The sequence below is a fragment of the Lyngbya sp. PCC 8106 genome, assembly GCF_000169095.1.
Classification (GTDB): domain Bacteria; phylum Cyanobacteriota; class Cyanobacteriia; order Cyanobacteriales; family Microcoleaceae; genus Capilliphycus.
Window position 1 is genome coordinate 1 of record NZ_AAVU01000057.1, and the last position, 20,714, is coordinate 20,714.

At 41.8% G+C, this 20,714-nt stretch carries 17 protein-coding genes; 10 read left to right on the plus strand and 7 right to left on the minus strand.

What is annotated here, in order from left to right:
- The first annotated feature begins 73 nt into the window (after positions 1 to 73).
- The 6 genes from L8106_RS25950 (at position 74) to sppA (ending at position 5,901) form a co-directional block, all read left to right on the plus strand.
- Positions 74 to 517, plus strand: a complete 444-nt coding sequence (locus L8106_RS25950; RefSeq protein WP_009787503.1) for an Rrf2 family transcriptional regulator — start codon at positions 74 to 76, stop codon at positions 515 to 517.
- A gap of 72 nt (positions 518 to 589) precedes the next feature.
- The gene (cbiB, locus tag L8106_RS25955; protein ID WP_009787504.1) at positions 590 to 1,597 is read left to right on the plus strand and encodes an adenosylcobinamide-phosphate synthase CbiB; all 1,008 of its coding nucleotides are present in this window, start codon (positions 590 to 592) and stop codon (positions 1,595 to 1,597) included.
- 130 nt (positions 1,598 to 1,727) lie between these two features.
- Positions 1,728 to 2,261 (plus strand): bifunctional pyr operon transcriptional regulator/uracil phosphoribosyltransferase PyrR, encoded by a 534-nt coding sequence (gene pyrR / locus L8106_RS25960; protein ID WP_009787506.1) that lies wholly within the window; start codon positions 1,728 to 1,730, stop codon positions 2,259 to 2,261.
- 22 nt (positions 2,262 to 2,283) lie between these two features.
- Positions 2,284 to 2,523, plus strand: a complete 240-nt coding sequence (locus L8106_RS25965) for a hypothetical protein (protein ID WP_009787507.1) — start codon at positions 2,284 to 2,286, stop codon at positions 2,521 to 2,523.
- A gap of 108 nt (positions 2,524 to 2,631) precedes the next feature.
- Complete coding sequence (gene fni / locus L8106_RS25970; RefSeq protein WP_009787508.1) at positions 2,632 to 3,714, plus strand: type 2 isopentenyl-diphosphate Delta-isomerase; 1,083 nt, start codon at positions 2,632 to 2,634, stop codon at positions 3,712 to 3,714.
- 363 nt (positions 3,715 to 4,077) lie between these two features.
- Complete coding sequence (gene sppA, locus L8106_RS25975; protein ID WP_009787509.1) at positions 4,078 to 5,901, plus strand: signal peptide peptidase SppA; 1,824 nt, start codon at positions 4,078 to 4,080, stop codon at positions 5,899 to 5,901.
- Here sppA and L8106_RS25980 read toward each other — a convergent pair.
- Positions 5,898 to 6,497, minus strand: coding sequence for a Fur family transcriptional regulator (locus L8106_RS25980; RefSeq protein WP_009787510.1), 600 nt, complete (start codon positions 6,495 to 6,497; stop codon positions 5,898 to 5,900). The genes sppA and L8106_RS25980 overlap by 4 nt on opposite strands.
- A gap of 358 nt (positions 6,498 to 6,855) precedes the next feature.
- Entirely contained in the window at positions 6,856 to 7,743 is an 888-nt protein-coding gene (locus tag L8106_RS25985; RefSeq protein ID WP_009787511.1) for a hypothetical protein, read from the minus strand.
- 293 nt (positions 7,744 to 8,036) lie between these two features.
- On the opposite strand from L8106_RS25985, the gene L8106_RS25990 reads away from it, so the two are divergent.
- Positions 8,037 to 10,088, plus strand: coding sequence for a DNA polymerase III subunit gamma/tau (locus L8106_RS25990; RefSeq protein WP_009787512.1), 2,052 nt, complete (start codon positions 8,037 to 8,039; stop codon positions 10,086 to 10,088).
- A gap of 179 nt (positions 10,089 to 10,267) precedes the next feature.
- The gene (locus L8106_RS25995; protein WP_039897308.1) at positions 10,268 to 11,710 is read left to right on the plus strand and encodes a cell wall metabolism sensor histidine kinase WalK; all 1,443 of its coding nucleotides are present in this window, start codon (positions 10,268 to 10,270) and stop codon (positions 11,708 to 11,710) included.
- Position 11,711: 1 nt separating this feature from the next.
- Here L8106_RS25995 and L8106_RS26000 read toward each other — a convergent pair whose 3' ends face one another.
- Positions 11,712 to 12,401: a response regulator transcription factor gene (locus L8106_RS26000; protein ID WP_009787514.1), complete on the minus strand. Its 690-nt coding sequence runs from the start codon at positions 12,399 to 12,401 to the stop codon at positions 11,712 to 11,714.
- A gap of 243 nt (positions 12,402 to 12,644) precedes the next feature.
- Positions 12,645 to 13,388, minus strand: a complete 744-nt coding sequence (locus tag L8106_RS30055; protein ID WP_009787515.1) for a GUN4 domain-containing protein — start codon at positions 13,386 to 13,388, stop codon at positions 12,645 to 12,647.
- 410 nt (positions 13,389 to 13,798) lie between these two features.
- Between L8106_RS30055 and L8106_RS26010 the strand changes: the two genes are divergently transcribed.
- Entirely contained in the window at positions 13,799 to 15,916 is a 2,118-nt protein-coding gene (locus tag L8106_RS26010) for a serine/threonine-protein kinase (RefSeq protein ID WP_009787516.1), read from the plus strand.
- A gap of 78 nt (positions 15,917 to 15,994) precedes the next feature.
- A complete protein-coding gene (bioD, locus tag L8106_RS26015) occupies positions 15,995 to 16,708 on the plus strand; it encodes a dethiobiotin synthase (protein WP_009787517.1) in 714 nt (237 codons plus the stop codon).
- On the opposite strand, the gene recJ is transcribed toward bioD, so the two are convergent.
- The 3 genes from recJ to L8106_RS26030 form a co-directional block, all read right to left on the minus strand.
- A complete protein-coding gene (recJ, locus tag L8106_RS26020) occupies positions 16,705 to 19,143 on the minus strand; it encodes a single-stranded-DNA-specific exonuclease RecJ (RefSeq protein WP_009787518.1) in 2,439 nt (812 codons plus the stop codon). The two genes, bioD and recJ, sit on opposite strands and share 4 nt — an antisense overlap.
- 55 nt (positions 19,144 to 19,198) lie before the next feature.
- Positions 19,199 to 20,008 (minus strand): PD-(D/E)XK nuclease family protein, encoded by an 810-nt coding sequence (locus L8106_RS26025; RefSeq protein WP_009787519.1) that lies wholly within the window; start codon positions 20,006 to 20,008, stop codon positions 19,199 to 19,201.
- 209 nt (positions 20,009 to 20,217) lie between these two features.
- Complete coding sequence (locus tag L8106_RS26030; protein ID WP_009787520.1) at positions 20,218 to 20,499, minus strand: hypothetical protein; 282 nt, start codon at positions 20,497 to 20,499, stop codon at positions 20,218 to 20,220.
- Positions 20,500 to 20,714 lie beyond the last annotated feature (215 nt).

Genomic DNA, 20,714 nt, shown 5'->3' on the forward strand with positions numbered 1-20,714 from the left:
TGGGTCTTCTTCGTCTGTCTTTGCTTTCTTGGGCTAAACTAAATGCTGAAGTTGCCGATTTTTTCAGGGAAGGATGAAGTTAACCACTCGCGGACATTATAGTGTAAAGGCATTATTGGACTTGAGCTTACAGCAGGAGTTTGGTCCGACTTCAGTAAATGCAATTGCTCACCGACAAAAACTACCCGCACCCTATCTAGAAAAGCTATTGATCGAGATGCGACGAGCAGGTTTAGTTGAATCTGTTCGTGGATCACAAGGGGGCTATCAATTGTCAAGATCACCTGCTAAAATTTCGTTGGGACAAATTTTAGAAGCCGTTGGAGAAAGTATTGAACCTTTACCTCGCCATCAACCGAATGCAGAACTTGCAGAAGACTGGGTAACGTTTACCTTATGGAATCGATTGCATCAAAAGCTTAAAGAAGCTCTCTACAGCATTTCTCTTGAAGATCTCTATTATGATGCTCGCAGTTGGCAAGCCGCTCAAGGTGAAGAAACCAGTTTTGTTGTCTAACCATTGTAGCGGGTTAACACTCAAGAATCTCAACTTTTTTCAGAACTCTCCTTTCATCCTCATCCTGAATAAATGACTGACTCAAGTTCAATTCTCACGCTGGTAATTGCGGCTTGGCTCGACTTTCTCATTGGTGATCCCTGGGGGTGGTTACATCCTGTACAGGTTATGGGATGGGCGATTGAGCAATATACCCGTCTAGCTTTCGCTGGGTTTAAAACTCCTCAATCTCTCAAACTGTCTGGTATATTACTCGCAATCTTACTCATTTTTGGTAGCGGATTTACCAGTTGGTTAATTTTACAAGCTGTGCAATCGATCCCCCTTCAATTTCCTCTACATCCAATCTTGGACATTGGGGTAGAAAGTATCATGTTAGCCAGTTGTTTTGCCCTTCGCAGTTTACGTCAAGCAGCCGTTGATGTTCTCCATCCTCTAAACAATGGTAACCTGATCAAAGCCCGTCAACAGTTAAGTTTATATGTAGGTCGAGATACTCAAGATTTATCCGAGTCAGAAATTCTCCGAGCTGTCTTAGAAACGGTAGCCGAAAACTCAACCGATGGTATAATTGCTCCTCTATTCTATGCCGGGGTTGGTATGGTAATACCGGGCATTGGTAGTGTACCGTTTGCTTTCGCCTATAAAGCTGCAAGTACCCTGGATTCAATGGTGGGTTATAAAGAAGCACCATTCACCGATATCGGATGGTTTAGTGCAAAATTAGAAGACATCCTAACTTGGTTGCCTTGTCGATTGAATACCCTTTTAATTGCTATTCTGTCGGGAAAACCCAAATCAGTTTGGACAATCTGTCAACGGGATGCAATTTATGACCCCAGCCCAAATGCAGGTTGGAGTGAATGTGCTTATGCTGCAACTTTAGGAGTGCAGTTAGGAGGTATAAATAAATATCGAGGTGTGATCAAATCTAAACCCCTGTTGGGTGACTTTATTTCCCCTATTACTCCAGCTATTGTTCACCAAGCACTGCAACTGACTCGCCAAACTTTTCTGATAGAGTTGGGATTATTCCTTTTTGGTTATGGGGTGATCGGCTTAATTGTCAATAGACCTTAGAAAAATTCCCCGATAGCGATCGCCGATCTATTGATGTGAAATCGCCACTTTGTCTCTTTCAAACGCCCCAAATCAATAGAATACAACTCCCACTCCTCAATAACTGACCCCTGATCATACACCATTGAACATGAGTAAAATCGTTGAAATCCTCTCCCCCGAAGAAATCCGACGTACAGTTAATCGTTTAGCCTCAGAAATTATTGAAAGGGCGGGCGATCTTTCTGATTTAGTCTTACTCGGAATTCATACACGCGGCGTACCTTTAGCCCAAAGACTGACTCAACAAATCGAAATTCTCGAACAACTAACTATCGCTGTCGGCGCGATCGATATTACCTTTTTTCGAGACGATTTAGATAAAGTGGGGATGCGAACACCCGAAAAAACTCACATCCCTTTAGATTTAACGGGTAAATTTGTAGTATTAGTTGATGATGTCATTTATAGTGGACGGACAATTCGAGCCGCATTAAACGCCGTTAACGAGTACGGGCGTCCAGAAAGCATCACACTCGCCGTTTTAGTAGATCGTGGCCATCGTCAACTTCCCATTCATCCCAATTTTGTCGGAAAAGAACTCCCCACCGCCCGTGAAGAACAAGTAAAAGTCTATCTCGAAGAAATCGATGGACAAGATAGAGTCGAACTCATTAGCCCTTAACAGGAGGTGGGGAGGTTGGGAGATGGGGAGGTTGGGAGGTTGGGAGATTGGGAGATGGGGAGGTTGGGAGATGGGGAGATGGGGAGATGGGGAGATGGGGAGATGGGGAGATGGGGAGATGGGGAGATGGGGAGATGGGGAGGTTGGGAGATTGGGAGATGGGGAGGTTGGGAGGTTGGGAGATGGGGAGATGGGGAGATGGGGAGATGGGGAGATGGGGAGATGGGGAGATGGGGAAAAACCGATCACCGTTAACTGGTAATTGGTAACTGTAAAACACTGGTCACTGGTAACTGTAAAACACTGTTCACTGGTCACTGGTCACTGTAAACTGTTAAAATCCCGTCTCATTTGGTGCAGAACTCACAGAATGTCTCCACAAATAACCCCTCCCTCTGAAACTTCCAATTCCATGAATACAAACGCCCAAACCCAAACTCGCAAAGCCGATCACTTGCGAATTTGTTTGGATGAGGATGTACAATTTCGACAACAAACGAATGGACTTGATCGCTATCGCTTTACTCATTGTTGTCTACCCGAGTTGAACCGCGATGACATTGATCTGACGACTTCTTTTTTGGGTAAAAAACTACAAGCACCCCTACTCATTTCATCGATGACAGGAGGAACCGCCCAAGCTAAAATGATTAACCAGCGCCTTGCGATCGCCGCCCAACAGTTCAACATTGCAATGGGTGTCGGTTCTCAACGGGTAGCCGTGGAAAATCCTCAAGTTGCCGATACTTTTGCGGTGCGAAGTCTGGCGCCGGATATTTTATTATTTGCCAATTTAGGGGCTGTTCAGCTTAACTATGATTACGGTTTAGAACAATGTCAGCGAGTTGTTGATATTTTAGAAGCGGATGCTTTGATTTTACATCTCAATCCTCTCCAAGAATGTATTCAAACCGAAGGCGATACAAACTTTCGCGGACTACTTGACAAAATCAAAACACTTTGTACAAAACTCCCCATTCCAGTCATTGCCAAAGAAGTCGGAAATGGTATCTCGGCAACGATGGCGACAAGGCTGCTAGAAGCAGGTGTAACAGCAATTGATGTAGCGGGGGCGGGGGGGACTTCTTGGGCAAAAATCGAGGGAGAACGGGCAGCAGATCCCCGTCAGAGACGTCTGGGAGAAACCTTTGCGGATTGGGGTTTACCCACTGCTGAATGTATTACTCGAATTCGCACGATTAACTCTAATCTACCGTTGATTGCTTCGGGAGGACTTCGCAACGGTTTAGAAGTCGCAAAAGCGATCGCATTGGGCGCTGATTTGGCGGGGTTAGCATGGCCGTTTTTACAAGCCGCAGCCGAGTCAGAACAGGCTGTTTATCGCTTAGTGGAGATTCTCAAGGCTGAGATTTCAACGGTGCTTTTTTGTACGGGAAATCGCACGCTAACGGAGTTGAAACAGTCGGGTGTTTTAGAACAAATTCGGGGTTAAGGCTGTTGGGCTTCCAGAATGCGATCGCGGCGACTTGACTCGACTGAAGATCGCTTTTTCTCTATGCAGTCACCAGGAATGGAAACAATTGTTCGGGTTACTTTTCTTTCGGTTTTGTCATTAATATCACTTTTTTTCAGTAATTAACATTCTGGCTACTCCCGAAAAGACTGAACAAGATTTAAGATCAAATTAAGCATCCGTTGCGATCGCAATTCGATCAAACTGCTTTGTCTGTAACACGTCAGCGATCGCTTAAGCTATGATCAACTTATCTCTATTTGTCAAGTTCTACAATTCATTGAGAACAGTCAAATCATCACCCCTTCCAAAACGCTCCAATCCTGACGGTTAAACGGACTAATGAAAGACTTCCTAAAATACACCTTTGCTAGCTTACTTGGAAACCTTCTAGGACTCGCCCTCATGGTTACGATGGGAGTCGGAGGATTAATATTTTTAGTGATGGCAGCCGCGACTCAAGACTCTGGCCCTCAGGTGAAAGATAAATCTGTCTTAGTCTTTGATCTGTCCTTAAATATTACGGATGCTGATCCCGAATACGATACCAGCGAACTCTTTCAAAAAGCCCTTGCAGAAGATTCTTTTAATCAAATCAAACTTCGGACAATTTTAGAAGGATTGGAAGAAGCCAGTCAAGATGATCGCATTGTGGGACTTTATCTCAAAGGAACCAGTAATCCTACAAGTACAGGTTTAGCAAATTCAACAGAAGTCCGACAAGCACTTGAAAAATTTAGAGAGTCTGGTAAACCGATTATTGCTTATGATTTAGACTGGACAGAACCAGAATATTATCTAGCTTCTGTAGCAAATACGATTGTGGTTAACCCTTTGGGTTCGGTGGAAATGAACGGACTCAGTTCAGAAATTATGTTTTTGGCGGGGGCGTTTGAAAAGTTCGGAATTGGTGTACAAGTGACACGGGTTGGGAAGTATAAATCAGCCGTTGAACCGTTTTTACTAAAACAAATGAGTTCGGAAAATCGAGAACAAACTCAGAAGTTACTCGATGATATTTGGGGTAAATATATTACGACTGTTAGCCCGAGTCGTCAGTTAAATGCGTCTCAGCTTCAACAAATTGCGGATGGACAAGGAATTTTAATGGCGCCGGAAGCGGTAAAAAGTAAATTGGTTGATAAGGTGGCTCATTTTGATGAGGTGATTGTTGATCTCAAAAAGTTGACGGGTGAACCCGAAGATGAGGATAAAATGTTCCGTCAAATCAGCATTAATTCCTATGCAAAAATGCCGGAAGTGATCAAAGTTAATCGAGGAGATGTCAATAGTAAAAATAAAATCGGAATTATTTACGCAGAGGGAAGTATTGTTGATGGTGAAGGCGTTGGCGATCAGATTGGGGGCGATAGTCTCGCCAAAAAACTGCGAAAATTAAGGATGGATAAAGAGGTCAAAGCGGTTGTTTTACGGGTGAATAGTCCGGGTGGAAGTGCAACCGCTTCAGAAATTATTGGTCGAGAAGTTGAACTTTTACAAGCCCAAAAACCTGTGATTGTTTCTATGGGAAATTTTGCGGCTTCGGGTGGGTATTGGATTTCAATGGCGGCGAGTCAAATCTTTGCGGAGTCAAATACGATTACGGGTTCAATTGGGGTGTTTGGAGTGTTGTTTAATGTACAGGATATCGCCAATGAGAATGGGGTAACTTGGGATGTTGTACAAACAGGTCGTTATGCAAATATCAATACGGTTTCGCGCCCCAAAACACCGGAAGAATTAGCGCGAATTCAAAAGGTTGTTGATGCGATTTATGAACGGTTTTTAACGAAGGTGTCTGAGTCGAGAGATCTCCCGAAGTCGAAAGTAGCAGAAATTGCTCAAGGACGAGTTTGGTCAGGTATACAGGCTGAAAAAATTGGTTTAGTCGATCAAATTGGGGGGATACAAGCGGCGATCGCAGCAGCAGCAGAACAGGCAAAATTAGAAGATGACTGGAAACTGGAAGAATATCCAGAAGGTGAAACTTTTGAACAACAAATTTTAGAAACGTTCATCGGAGGAGAATCTACTCAAGCTTCATCAACACTCGATCCGATCACGCTGGAGTTTATGAAGTTACGAGAAGAATTAGCACAATTAAAAGCATTGAATGATCCCCGAGGAATTTACACTCGTTTACCCTTTAATTTGCAGATTGATTAATTCTTATCGAGTTCGTTTTGCTGTGTTAAGGATTTTAATTGTTCGAGGTTTTCTCCATTGTGATTCTGATTTCCGTTAGCAATAGCTTGGGGACAACTCCAACTACTCGGAAGTAAAGACGGCCATCCCCGACGAATGGCTTCAATACAAACCGCATGAACTGTCAGTTGACAGTCGAGTAGATGAACCCCGGCTTTGTCAGCTTGTTTCTGACCGATTTTTAAGATGGACTCATCACTAAATTCAAAGGTGTTGTAACACTGAACACAAACCAGATGGTGATGCCGACGGCCTTGGGCTGTAAAGAGTTCATAGTGTTTGTGGCCTTCGGCGAGTTCGAGTTCCCGCAAAATGCCGATATTGGTCAGTAGGTGTAAGGTTCGATAGACTGTCGAGAGGCTAATATTTTCTCCCTGACTCTGTAAGAAGCCATGAAGTTCTTCTGCATTTAAATGTTTGCCTTGAGGAAGACTGTGAAACACTTGCAGAATTTTTTCTCGCTGGGGAGTTAAACGACAGCCTTTTTGGTTTAGCTCTGATTTGATAGAGCGATTGTTGTAAAACGCCATATTGTTAGAAGCTTGAATAGATCTCATTGTCCCTGCATGATCTCTATTTTGACTATAAACTTATTGAAAGTATTTTGCAATACTATCGATAAGATAAACGGTCACAGGCAATTTTAACAATCGCTTAAAAGAACTATCAAGTCTAGGCTGTAAGTAAAATCAGTAATTTTTACTGAACTCTCCCCAATAAACTCTATAGTGAGAGAAAATTTTTAATCTAGGATTAATCACCTAACTGCAAAAAACTATCAAACAAGTTTTCAACCTTGACCTAGACTCCTCGTTCTTTTGTCAAGGCGTATTATTACTCAGAGAGATTGTCCTCAATCAGATTAAAATCCCTATATTTTATTGCGTTCATCTATTTGGTTAATATTACTCAAAACTAAGAATTGACTTCTTGACTTTTCTCGGTTTTAGAGGAAGTTTTTGTGCTTTTAGTCGATTTTTTCCGCTTCTTAGCAGTGGGATTTTCTCCAGGAATAACGGCTTTTTGGATACCACTACCGGGAGTTTGACGAGTTGTTTTAAAGGTCACATTCATCCCATCACTAGATTGTTCTAATACCAATAATGGAGTGGGTTTAGCCTTTTGATCCCACTGAATTTGTACAATTCTCCCTTGAATTGTGGGTTGCCAATTTTCCCGATCATCAGAAGGACTGAGGTAAGTTTCTAAACAGTCAATAATTTGATTGATTGTCGTTGAAGTTGCTTGGGTAGGGAGTTTCATTAGCCTAATTTGAATGCGAAATAAGATCCGTTTTTTACTAACATTTCCCTGTCCGGTTTCATACTCTACATCAAACGTCGAATCAACTTGGCGACCTGTTCCAGCATTACTTTTTTCTCCAACAGCAACTTGAGTTGGACGCAAAGCCAGAGCAATTTTCTGTTTAACTTTCATCTTGATTTGAACAATAATGGCATAGTGAAAAACATCCTCTGCCATTCGCATTCTGAGATAATCTAAGTTAAACTCTCGCGAGTGAATTAGGTCAGGATTTTTCTCCATTTTAGAGATTGTTCCGACAGCCAATTTATATTTTTTCTGTAACTCTTTATTTCTAAACTGCTCCATTCTCAGTTGCTTGTCTAGATCTTGAGTTTTTAACTTAAACAAAATTGAGAAAATAATTAAAATCAGCAAGAGTATTCCCGATGCTCCCATCCAAATCACCTCGGGTGTGAGAGACTGAGATTGAGTTGCACTCGGATCAACAGGTGAAGCTTGAGCAAGTTGGGTTTCTGTATGGATAACTGGCGCAGACATAAGCTTTAATTAATAAAAAAGGCTCCAGATTTTAGTCTCAATACTATTGTAATCTGAGATTTCCGAAGATTGGATATTTCTACATCTCAAACAGACAAATCTATAATAAACTGGGTGAGTAGATGCGAAACTCCGTACATTTTCCCAAAATAAACATCAATTGAGTTAAGGGTTGTTAACAAACAGTCTAAACAACACCTGCACCAAACCCTATCATAGATGTAGATTTTCTGATAGCGTTAGGATAGAGATATTTAGATTGAGCAAATTTTTTTGAATCAGACTGCCTGGTTGTGACTTACGAACCCCTCCACCACAAATATCGTCCGCAAACCTTTGCTGATTTGGTGGGTCAAGATGCAATTGCAACGACACTCACTAACGCCATTCATCGGGGGCGTATTGTACCAGCTTATCTGTTTACCGGGCCAAGAGGAACGGGAAAAACCTCTAGTGCGCGAATTCTCGCCAAATCACTTAACTGTCTGTCTACCGATGAGCCAACGGCTACTCCCTGCGGAACTTGTGCCGTTTGTAAAGGCATTACTAACGGTTCGACCTTAGATGTGATTGAAATTGATGCAGCAAGTAACACCGGAGTTGATAATATTCGGGAACTGATCGAACGCGCTCAATTTGCACCTGTTCAATGTCGTTATAAAGTCTATGTGATTGATGAGTGTCATATGCTCAGTACGGCGGCGTTTAATGCGTTGCTCAAAACCTTAGAAGAACCGCCTGAACGAGTTGTTTTTGTTCTCGCGACAACCGATCCTCAACGAGTTTTACCGACGATTATTTCACGCTGTCAACGCTTTGATTTTCGTCGTATTCCTCTCGAACCTATGGTTCAACATTTACAATTTATTGCTGAAAAAGAACAAATCCCCATCACCCTAGAAGCCATAAAAATGGTTGCTCAAATTGCTCAAGGTGGACTTCGAGATGCAGAAAGTTTACTGGATCAATTAAGCTTACTTGCGGGTGAAATTAATGTTGAACAGGTTTGGGATTTAGTGGGTGCTGTTCCTGAACGAGACTTACTCGAACTTTTAAAAGCAATTGCCTCCGAAAATAGCACCGATATTATTGATTATATTCGTCAACTGCTGAATCGAGGACGAGAACCGCTAGTTGTTCTACAAAATTTAGCTGAATTTTATCGTGATTTACTCATTGCTAAAACCGCACCTCAACGTTCTGATTTAGTCAAATTAACTCAACCGACTTGGGAAGAACTTTGTCAGTTTGCTCATCATTGGGAAATCCAAACTATCTTAGCCGCTCAAAAATATCTCCGTGAAGGAGAAACCCAAATTAAAAATACCACTCAACCCCGTTTATGGTTAGAAATTATTTTACTGGGATTATTACCCTCTGCACTTCGTTATTCTGCACCACCAGCACCTCAACCAACCGCTTTACATCAACCTTCGTTCACATCATCACCGCCCCAAAACTCACCTTCTCCCGCACCATTACCGACTCCGCCACCGCCACCTCAACCCGAAGAAAAACCCGTTGTAGAACCTTCTCCAACCGTCGCTAATCAACCGTCTGAACCTTCCCCAAAAATACAGGAAAATCATCCCGAAGAAACGCCCACACCTACATTTTCTGCTAATACAGAAGACTATGATCTTGAGGATATTTGGCGTCGGGTTCTTGAACAAGTTCAACCTTTTTCAACACAACAACTATTGCGTCAGCATGGACGTTTATTGGGTATGGATACAGAAGTCGCCTATATTGGGGTTCCCACTCAAAAATTACTGAAAATAGCACAGGGAAAAATTCCTCATATGGAAGCTGCATTTAAACGAGTGTTTAAACATCCCATTAAAGTTCGTTTAGAAGTTGGAACAAAACCCAAAAATCTTTCCTCCTCAAAGGCTAATTCTCCCGAAACAATCGAGAATCAACAAACAGCATCTCCTGAACCTGTTGTTAATCCTTCTCCAGAAAATCCTCAACCAAATGAACAATTTTCTGCAACTCCTTCGCCAGAATCACCTGTAGAATCATCACCGATTGAACCGCAGTTAGAAACGCCTATTTCTCCCATTGAAGACTCTCCTAAACCCCGAGAAACTCCTGCTTTCAATTCTCCCTCATTTTCTCATCAAGAAACAATCAATCCTCATCCTTTAGAAGAAGATCGGGTTGCAATTGCTTCTCGACGACTAACAGAGGCTTTTGATGGAGAATTGATCAATTTAAAGGATCAAAAAGATTCAACCGCGTTGCAGAGTTTTTCTGGGGTTATCGAAGAAGAAAGATCAGATTTTGAAGCGAATATTGATTCAGACGAAGATCAGACTGATGAAGATGACTTACCTTTTTAGCGGTTGAAGTTCAAAGTAAGGAACTTTCTCAGGGAGTTCTCAGTTAAACTTCAGTCCGAATTCAGTCCACTAAAGTTAAATAGAAGTGAGGGATAGATTAATGTTTTAATCAGGTTTATTTATTAAATTCGGATTAGATTAAATTAATGTTAGAAATTTTAAAGCTTAATAATGTAAAGATGACTAATTTGAGATTAAAATATTTTTCTATTGTCAAAAATAGGAAGACTTTACCGACGACTTCCTTGAAATTTCAACTGACGCTAGGAATTACCATTTTTTCTGTGTTGAGTTTGGGAAGTGTGACGACTTGGACGAGTTTGAGAATGCAAAAACTCTTGGTTGATAGTCATAAATATAAAATTGAGGAGATGGCTAAAAATTTTTCCCATGAGGTTACAGTTTATAGTGAGATGATGTCTCGGGATGCGGCGATTCAGCGAGTGATTGAGAAGCCAGAAGTCAAAGAACATTTAGTTTGGATTAGAGATAGTAACGGTAAAATAATTGCTGAATCGATGGGATTTCAAGAAGATATTGATCCTCAAACTCATACTCAACTTTTAGAGTATACAAATATGCCGTTGAAGCCAAAGGTTGCTTTTATTAATGATCGCTATTGGATTGCTTGTGGAGGGTCTTTAAAGCTTTCTGATCAACAGTTAGGTAAACTTTATTTAGTGACGGATATTACCCGAGAATATACAATCTTTTTATCAATTGTTTATAGCTTAATTCCGTTGACAATCTTTGTAACTGTAGTGTTAGTCATTATCAGTGCTTGGTATATTCATAAATCTCTAGAACCGTTACACCAGATGAGTCAGCTTACTGAAACAATTTCTGCGGATGATTTGTCTGATTATCGTCTCAAGTTAGAACAAGCGCCCAGTGAAGTTTCGATGCTGGCTAATACTTGTAATAAAATGCTAGATCGGTTGTCGGAATCTTGGGAACAACAACGACAATTTGTAAGTAATGTTTCCCATGAACTCCGCACGCCATTAACGATTGTTCAGGGATATTTACAAAGTACATTACGCCGAGGAAACAACCTGACTCCTCCTCAACGTGAAGGCTTGGAAGTTGCTGCAAATGAAGCGGAACGTACCATTCGTTTATTACAAGACTTACTCGAACTCGCACGCGCCGATCATGGGAACCTTCATTTTCAAATTGAACCCTTTGAGGTGAATAGTTTACTATCAGAAGTGCGAGAAATGGCACAACAATTTAGTCAAGGTCGAGTTCATCTAGAAAAAATTCAAGGAACGATTCAGGTTCAAGCTGATCGCAATCGTCTGAAACAGGTTTTACTCAATTTAATTGATAATGCGATTAAATATTCTGAACCCGAACAGCCAATTACACTAAAAGTCAAACAGACAGACAAAAAAGTTTATTTGAGTGTTTGTGACCAAGGACAAGGTATTCCTCTACAGCATCAAAGCCGTATTTTTGAACGATTTTATCGGGTTGATGAAGCTCGAACTCGCGCCGGAGGAACGGGTTTAGGATTATCGATTGTCAAAACCATTGTTGAAGGAATGGGAGGTCGAGTTACATTGCTTTCTAAACCCGGAGAAGGAAGTATATTTACAGTGATTTTATCGGGTTTTTAGTCTACTCTCGCAATACATATCCCACACTCCGAACAGTCTGAATGAGGCGAGATTCTCCTTCTGATTCTAACTTAATTCGCAGATACCGAACATAGACTTCAATAATATTGGAATCTCCCATAAAATCATATCCCCAGACTTGTTCTAGAATTTGATTCCGAGTCAAAACTTGACGGGGATGACTCATCAAGTATTCGAGTAAATCATATTCTTTAGCGGTTAAATCAATTAAACGATTGGCGCGTCTAACTTCCCGAGTTTTCCGATCTAAGCTTAAATCATAAAAGGTTAATAAGTCGGCGTTGGGTTCTTGGAGATGACGAATATGGACTCGAACTCGTGCTAAAAATTCTTCCAAACTAAACGGTTTAATGATATAATCATTAGCACCCGAGTCTAAACCCGTAACGCGATCGCTAACTTCATCTTTAGCCGTTAATAAAATAATCGGCACATGATTATGACTTGTTCTTAAACGCCGACAAATTTCGATTCCTGATAATCGAGGCAGCATCCAGTCTAAAATGATTAAATCGGGATTAGATTCTCTGGCTTTGACTAATCCATTCATCCCGTCTTGTTCGACTGTGACTTCGTATCCCTCATAGGTTAACTCTTGTTTGAGAAATTGAGCGAGTGCTTCTTCGTCTTCAACGAGTAAAATCTGGGTACTCATCGGATTTTTATTCATCTAAATTATAGAGTGGTGAATAAAACTTAACTTTTCGAGAGAATGCTAGGATTTTCAACTTTATATCCTAACAAATTTGAGGACTTAATCCTCAAAAAAAAAGTAAGGGTTGCCAAATTTAGGCTTTTCGTCTAAAATATTAGACATAGAGTATTGTGGGCTTACTATACCTTCAAAGTCAAAACCCGACCAAAATTAATCCTCAAGACCCCAAATTGATTCGTGACTCAGCTTCTGCTGGTTTTAAAGCTGACAAGAATCAAGACGTTCAAACACCTCAAAAACCACCACCCGAGACAAAGCAATACACCACCAAACCACCCACCAGGCGAACCCAACAGGAAGATGACCTTGAGGCGATCGCAAATCAAAAACCAGCTCATCGTAGTCTAACCATTGTCCCTCTTTTCGCCACCCTAAATAATCCCCAAAAGCTGTTTCAGAGATAGATTCTTTCTGATTCATCAAACTTTCCCAGATTCGTTTTTGTACAGAAAACCCAAAATGTCCGCGACTATACTCTAGCCAAAGTTGATTAATCGTGTAGAGATCTGTACAAGGAAAATCACGAACAGCATAGAGATCAAGATAACCTACTTTTTCCCGTTGAGCAGCAAGCAACATTACCCGAGTCGTTTCTTCATCAGCCTCTCGCCATTGTCTAGCTTCTAAAAGATTACGAAGCGGAGTGTAATTAACTTTCCGCTCGGAGTGCAGTCTCCCTAAACGTGTAGAAGTCACAATTAAACTTTGAGAAGTAGAACCCTCTTGATCCACTGGACTTTGAGATGTAGTATTGCGATAGTTAATATTCGGGATTTGTTCTAATTCTTGTAACTTTTTCCAAATCCTTCTAGCCCAAGCAACGTGCTGAGTCTGACGGTCTTGAAAATCAGGTGGACAGGGCGTTAAATCCCAACCACAAACCGAACAAAATGAAACATTTTCCGGTAGATATTCATTTTGACAAATAGGACAGAGATACATTAGATTAAATTGAGTCCATGCTAGATCCGCCTCACTCCGAGCATTTGGGATTTGAGTTGTTTGATCAGACGACGCCTTGACCTCCCAAAAGAGTTAAAATCGTGATCACCCTTCTACTTTAATCAGTCTAAAGTGGAGTGCTTCAGCAAAACTTGTACATCCAATTTGGCAACAGAGTCAGAAACCTCCCTCTGAAACAACTAGGCAAACTTGCCAATCAGAGTTAAAGTAGAAACAATTTTTCCGGTGGGAATTTTCCCAAAAGCCGATGAGACTGTCAACTGTTGTCTCTGTCTCTATCCCTCTACCTGAGCGCCCCAGAGAGAACAGTTTGAGAACTGACCACTGACAGGTGACAAAATCGTTCATCTAAACTCTAGAATTGAAGTGCTTCTCTCTATCGACCTCCTATGCAACCTGCCATTCCACTCGGAACAGTTCTGCAACATCGCTACCGCTTGATCGATATTTTGGGTCAGGGGGGGTTTGGTCGTACTTATCTCGCAGAAGATCAAGGACGCTTTAACGAACGCTGTGCGCTTAAAGAATTCATTCCCCCAACGACTGAAAATTATGCTTTTGAGAAGTCCAAAGAACTGTTCCACCGGGAAGCCCAGGTTCTCTACCAAATTAAACATCCCCAAATCCCTCAATTTTGTGCGGTCTTTGAAGAAGATCAACGGCTATTCTTGGTTCAAGACTATGTAGAAGGGAAAACCTATCACACCCTACTCAACGAACGGAAAAACGCCCCTCCGGGCTTTCCGACGACCTTCTCTGAAGCGGAAGTGTTGCTATTTTTGCGGCAAATCTTACCCGTCCTTGATCATATTCATAGCCTGGGGATTATCCATCGGGATATTTCACCTGATAATATTATTTTGCGACAACGGGATCAAGTGCCTGTTTTAATCGATTTCGGTGTGGTGAATGCTTTAGCGACTCAAATTCATTCTAAGGGAGGAACATTACCCCCTGTGACCCGAGTTGGGAAAATAGGTTACGCCCCCTTTGAACAGTTACAAACTGGAAATGTTTCTGCGAGTAGCGATCTCTATGCGTTAGCGGTGACAACCATTGTCTTGCTAACGGGTCAAGATCCTCATCTATTACTCGATCAAGCGAATCTGACTTGGAATTGGCAACAGGCGGTAACTGTGCGTCCTGCCTTTGCTCAAATCATCAACCGAATGCTGAGTCGTCAACCGGGCGATCGCTATCAGTCGGGGGCTGAACTTGAACGGGCTTTACAAACTTTAAATCCGGTTGCGGCTTCTGCGGCGTCGGGTTCATCGACCGTGAATTTATCGGAAATGAAGACTGTGGCGGTGGGAAACCAGCCTCTTGTTAACACGACCGCTAGTTCCAACCCGAATCAAATCAATCCCAGTATTCCCACCAGTTCGCCGAGATCTTTTTGGGAAAATCCTTGGGCGATTATTGCAACGGGGATGGCGGTTGCTTTGTTAACGGGTTGGGGATCGGTGGCGTTAATTCGTAGTTTATTAACTTCTGATGAGGAGACTCCTGGCGATCAAACTCCCAGAGTGGTGATTAGCCCCAGTCCGTCTACACCTGGTCCCACGGTTGAACCAATGCCTACTCGCACTCCTACAGTCAGACGTACTCCAACTCCTGAACCGACTCCCACTCCTGAACCGACTCCCGAACCCAATCCCGAACCCATAACTCGCCGCTTAGAGGTGTATGCTGATGGGCCGGAAGTGGTCAAAAAAGGATCTGTCACAGCGAGTCAGAAAACGGACTATATTATCTCTACCGAAGCTGACCAACAACTTTATGTAACGGTGTCTGGAGAGGGAGTGTTATTCAATCTCTATGATCCCAAGCAAAATGCAGTGGCTCAAGAGGTGTCTTTATGGCAGGGAACAGCCTCTATGAGGGGTGACTATATCGTGGAGTTACAAACTTTACCGGGATTTTCCAAGAGTGATTATACCTTAGAGGTGAGTCTGATTAATACTCTCCCTCCCATCGTTCCTGAACCGGAACCCACCTGGGAACCTGAACCCACCTGGGAACCTGAACCCACCTGGGAACCTGAACCCACCTGGGAACCTGAACCCACCTGGGAGCCTGTTCCTGAACCCATACCTGAGCCTGTTCCTGAACCCATACCTGAGCCTGTTCCTGAACCCACTCCGACTCCTGAACTCACTCCGACTCCTGAACTCACTCCGACTCCTGAACTCACTCCGACTCCTAAACCTATACCCGAACCGAGTCCCGAACCTATACCCGAACCCGAACCCATACCCGAACCCGAACCCGAACCCATACCCGAACCCATACCCGAACCCATACCCGAACCGAAGCCGGAAGAACCTCCAAAATCTTCCCAGGAACCCAAAATTCCAATTGTTCCGAAACCTGAATCTCCTGTCGAAGAATCATCGGAACTTGAACCGACTGCTTCTCCTAAATCCGAACCGAAAGACCCGACTTTTTTTCCTGAAATAGAAGAAGAAGCCGGAGAGGAGAATATAGAGAATAACGATACGGGTTGAATCAATTTTTCTAAATCTCAAGCATCAGTTTATTTCCTGTTTATTTCTTTAATCAATTACGTCTGGTGAGCAATGATTATGATGAATTCACTTCTGATTTCTGGAACCGATACAGAAGCTGGTAAAACTGTATTAACAACCGCTTTAATTGCTTATTGGAAAAAGTATTGTTCTTCTCAGAGTTTAGGGGTAATGAAGCCCTTACAGTCGGGTGTTGGCGATCGCGAATTGTATAGTCAACTTTTTGCACTCGAACAGTCACCCGAAGAAATTACACCCCTTTATTTTGAAGCCCCTTTAGCCCCTCCCATTGCAGCCGAACAAGAAGGACGTCGAGTCGAAATCGAAAAGATTTGGGCGGCTTTTTGTAATCTCCAACAACAGCGAGATTTTATTTTAGTTGAAGCCGTGGGCGGTTTAGGTTCTCCAATTACCCATGAATTAATTGTCGCAGATTTAGCCCGAGATTGGCGTTTACCGACGGTTTTAGTGGTTCCTATCCGGTTAGGGGCGATCACCCAAGCAGTTTCTAATGTGGCTTTGGCGCGTCGTATGGGAGTTAATCTCAGAGGAATTATTCTAAATTGTGTACAGCCTTGTAATCAACAAGAAATTGACAATTGGAGTCCAACTCATTTAATTGAATCGTTAACTCAAATTCCCATTTTAGGAATTATACCTTATCTTGAAAATCCCCATGATGTTAACCAACTCGCTCAAGTCGCGACGAATCTAGACCTAGAACAATTATTACCCCATTTGGCTTTAAAAGCTTCTGTAGCCCTGTCTTAAAATTCTAACTCTGAAGCTGAATAAGAGACATGAGTTAGAGTTTGATGGGCGATTGCTTGCAGGGTTGATAGAGGAACTTCACAGAAATATTGGCGACGAAATTGTTCTTCTTGAATCGCGGCTAAAAACTTTTCGACTAAGGAATTTTCAGCTTCAGTTGTTGCTTGATTTTCTATTTTACGCATATAAAATTCACGCTCACGGTGTTCTATTTGAAATCCTAGTTGTTTTAAAATCTCAAATCCCAATCTTAAGGCTGAATCTCCAATGGTTAAGGTTTGCTGTAACTTTTTACGACTCACTGATTTTTCAGTTCGACTTAAATATTTGGCAATTCCAATCAGTCTTTCCCAAATTTCCCTCGATGAAATCTCCGGTTGAAGTTGATAAGCCAAAATTAACCGATTTTGAGGATAAACTAAACGTCGAAACCAGATTCGCAACTCCTCCCAACTCGTCGGACAATCTTTAATCATCAAAGGCTTTATCCCTTCATTTAAAATATCTTTTTCAGAAGTATTGGGCTGACGATTTCGCCAGTCAATTATACAATCGGTTTGAGGATAAATTGGGTTTGAAGGAGTATTTTCAACAAGACGAACCTCTAACAATCGCACTTCATAACGTTTTTTAAACGTATTAAAATCAAGTTCCACCACCAGATCACACCGATTTTCTGGAACTTCATCTTTATAATGACCCCACCAAACCCCCGGAAACCCCTCTGTTACAGATTCATCCCAGAGTTCAAATGTGGTTTTAATATAAGAAACTTTCTGACCTTTAATATCTTTTTCATTTTGATTCCAGGGATTGCTAAACCAACAATTTTGGATTAAAATATGAGGAACAGGATTTCCCATTCCACAAGGTTCTAATAATTTCAACTCCTGAAACAAATCTCGTCCTAATTCCGCAACGGTACAAACCAAATCCACTTGTACAATCGGTTCTAATCCGCCACCGGGAATCTGTTCAATTTGTTCGCGCAGTTGACGGTTAATTGCCTCTGTAAACATCGGAATATTTTCAACAGGTAAACTTAAACCCGCTGCAAAAGGATGACCTCCAAAACGATGTAATAAATGGGCTTGACCTTTGACTAATTCATACAAATCAATTTGATTAACAGATCTTGCCGAACCTCTTGCTAAAAGTTGAGGATTTTCTTCTATTTTTAACCCTTCTTTTGGGAAATCTTCTGTTGATAAATTGCCCCCAATATCGGTACTTAATAAAATTGTGGGTCGTCCGTATTCTTGGGCAACTTGACCTGCAACTAACCCTAAAACTCCAGTCGGCCATTGGGGATCACTCAACACAATTACACAAGTAGTTGATAGGTCGAGTTGGGCAAGTTTTTTGATCACATCTCGGCTAACTTCTCGCTGAAGTGACTTGCGACGAGTATTGGCGAGTTCAGTTTCTAAAGCCAACTTATGACAGCGTTTTTCATCTCGGCTGGTGAGAAGTTCGACACAAAAACGGGCGTCTCCATGAATGCGACTTACAGCATTAATTCGAGGGCCTAAACCAAAGGAAATATCAGTCGGACGATCTCCAGTTCGTTTACACAAACTCAATAATTTTCCCACCCCTGGACGAGTCGGATTTTGTTGTTGTTGTTTGAGTTTTTCAATCCCACATTGGGCGAGATAACGACAATCTCCAGTGAGTTGAACTAAATCAGCAATTAACCCAATTGCCACCAAATCTAACAGATTTTCTAAGGGTTGTTCGGGAATATCAGGTAAGGTTTGATAGAGGGCTTCTACAAGTTTATAAGCAACAGCAACCCCAGATAAATGATACATCGGATGCTGGGGGGATAAATTGCGAGGATTAATAATCGCAACCACAGGCGGACGTTCAGGCGGTAAGGTATGATGATCCGTAACAATCACATCAATTCCTAACTGTTTGGCGTATTCAATTTCAGTAATATTGGTACTACCCGTGTCGCAAGTAACAATCACCCGCACGCCTTGTTGGGCTAATCCTTCAATTCCGGCAATATTGAGGCCGTGAGACTCCGTTAAACGATTGGGAATGTAGTAAGATAAACAGGCCGAGGCGTCGTCTGTTGGTTCTGCAAGCCTTCCCGCTTGGTTAAAAAACTGACCCAAACCTTCCCATAATACGGCGGTGGCGGTAATTCCATCGGCGTCAAAATCTCCCCAAATCGCGATCGCTTCATCGCAGTTTCGGGCAATCACTAATCGATTCACCGCCCATTTGATCTCCGATCCAAACTCAAATGGACTACTGGGTTTATACTGGTTGAGATCGAGAAAAACCGCCAATTGTTCCGGGGTTTGAATTCCCCGAGACATAAGTAATTGAGCGGCAAAACGTCCGTCTATCTCGGGGATATAGCGACGAAGTGCAGGAACCATCCAGTCGGGAATCTCAACAGTCGGCTGAATTTGCCACATTGGAATGATGTTTTAATTTAATTTAAAATGGGGAAAGAAAAAAGCAATTTCACATTTAGATGGGGATTTCTTCAATTTTAGCGAAATTTGGCAGTTTGTTCACGTTGAATTTCTGAGATTCCCCAAAGTTATCCTCCGTTTCCTGAATGCGTTGACAACGAAGGGCAAATGAGCAAGATTGACAAGATTCGCTGGAGATTGCGACTTTTGGAAAGGGTTCTCCTTGTTCGTAGCGTTGGAGATAATCGTCGAGTTGGGTGATCAGTTGGGTGAGATCCTGTTGGGTTTGTTGATGTTTTTGGCTGTCGTAGGAAAGGGTTAAACATTGTGGGCCAGAGTTTTTATTCCCCCGCACAAACCAATAGGTCATCGAAACGTTTTCGGGTAAGTAATCACTGGTTTCGATTAACAAATAAAGATAAAGGCGAGTTTGCCAATTTTTGATCAGATGATCAGAATTTTGAGGACGAGGATAGGTTTTCCAGTCGATAATTTGAGCCTTTTTTTGATCGGCGATTAATAGATCATAAATGCCCAGGAGAAGATGACCTCGAAAGTTTAGAGTGCGTTGATGTTCGGCTTCTCGAAAGGTTAGGTCGAGAGAATTGGAATCAGAATTAAACAGATCAGGTGCTGCTTGAATTAAGGCGGTTAGGTCTTGTCCGAGTTGAGGATTCGCCGCAATTAATTGATCGAGAGGTAAGCCTAATTCTCGCTGCTGCATTAACAGGTGAAAGCGATTTCCCCAAATGATTCGTTCTTCTTGATCGGGGGAAGGCGGAGAAATCAGTTGATCTAAATAAGTCTGTTGAAACCGACGCGGACACACTGACAATGTATTGAGTTGTTTCTGCGAAAGTTTCATCGGCGGAGTTGGAGACTAACAAATATTATTTTTTCTCTGTTCTAATTGTAATCTGTTGAGGGACATTTGTTAAGCGATCGCTAAATTTGAGTTGATTTTTTTGCGAATAGATAGATATCAATAATTGTCACCCTAAGTGAAATGAAGGATCTACAAGAGAGTCTTCACTTCCCAAAGAATGACATTTTATCCCCTACTTAGGGGTTTGATTAGTTGTGACCATAGGGATCTCGACAGCCTGTATAAGCGACTTGTAGTTCTTCTCCGCCATCTTCTGCTAAACGTTGCTGTCTTTGAAGAACTTGTTCTCTAAAGCGTCTAGCGCCAGCACGAGTGGTTGCACCTGTACTATCGAGTACCCAAGCTTGATCGCCGATTTTGTACTTGAAATAACAGACAATATCTTGTTCTGTGACTCGAATGGCTTGGGCGGGTAAACTCAGGTTTAATCCCACAAAAACCAATGCAATACAACTGATTAACTTGTTCATGGTGTTCTCTCTCAAAGGATTAGCTGATCACAGAGCAATCAACTTTTATTAATCTTAAGTTAACCTTAGCATAATCTAATATTTTTTTAAACATTTTTATCTTGATTTATTGAAAAATTAAATTTCAGTTAACAGTGTTTATTTTTTGTATAAATTAAATTTGATAAAACTCTACAAAAAAAACCTAAAGTTAATTTTTTTTAAGTTTAATTGAA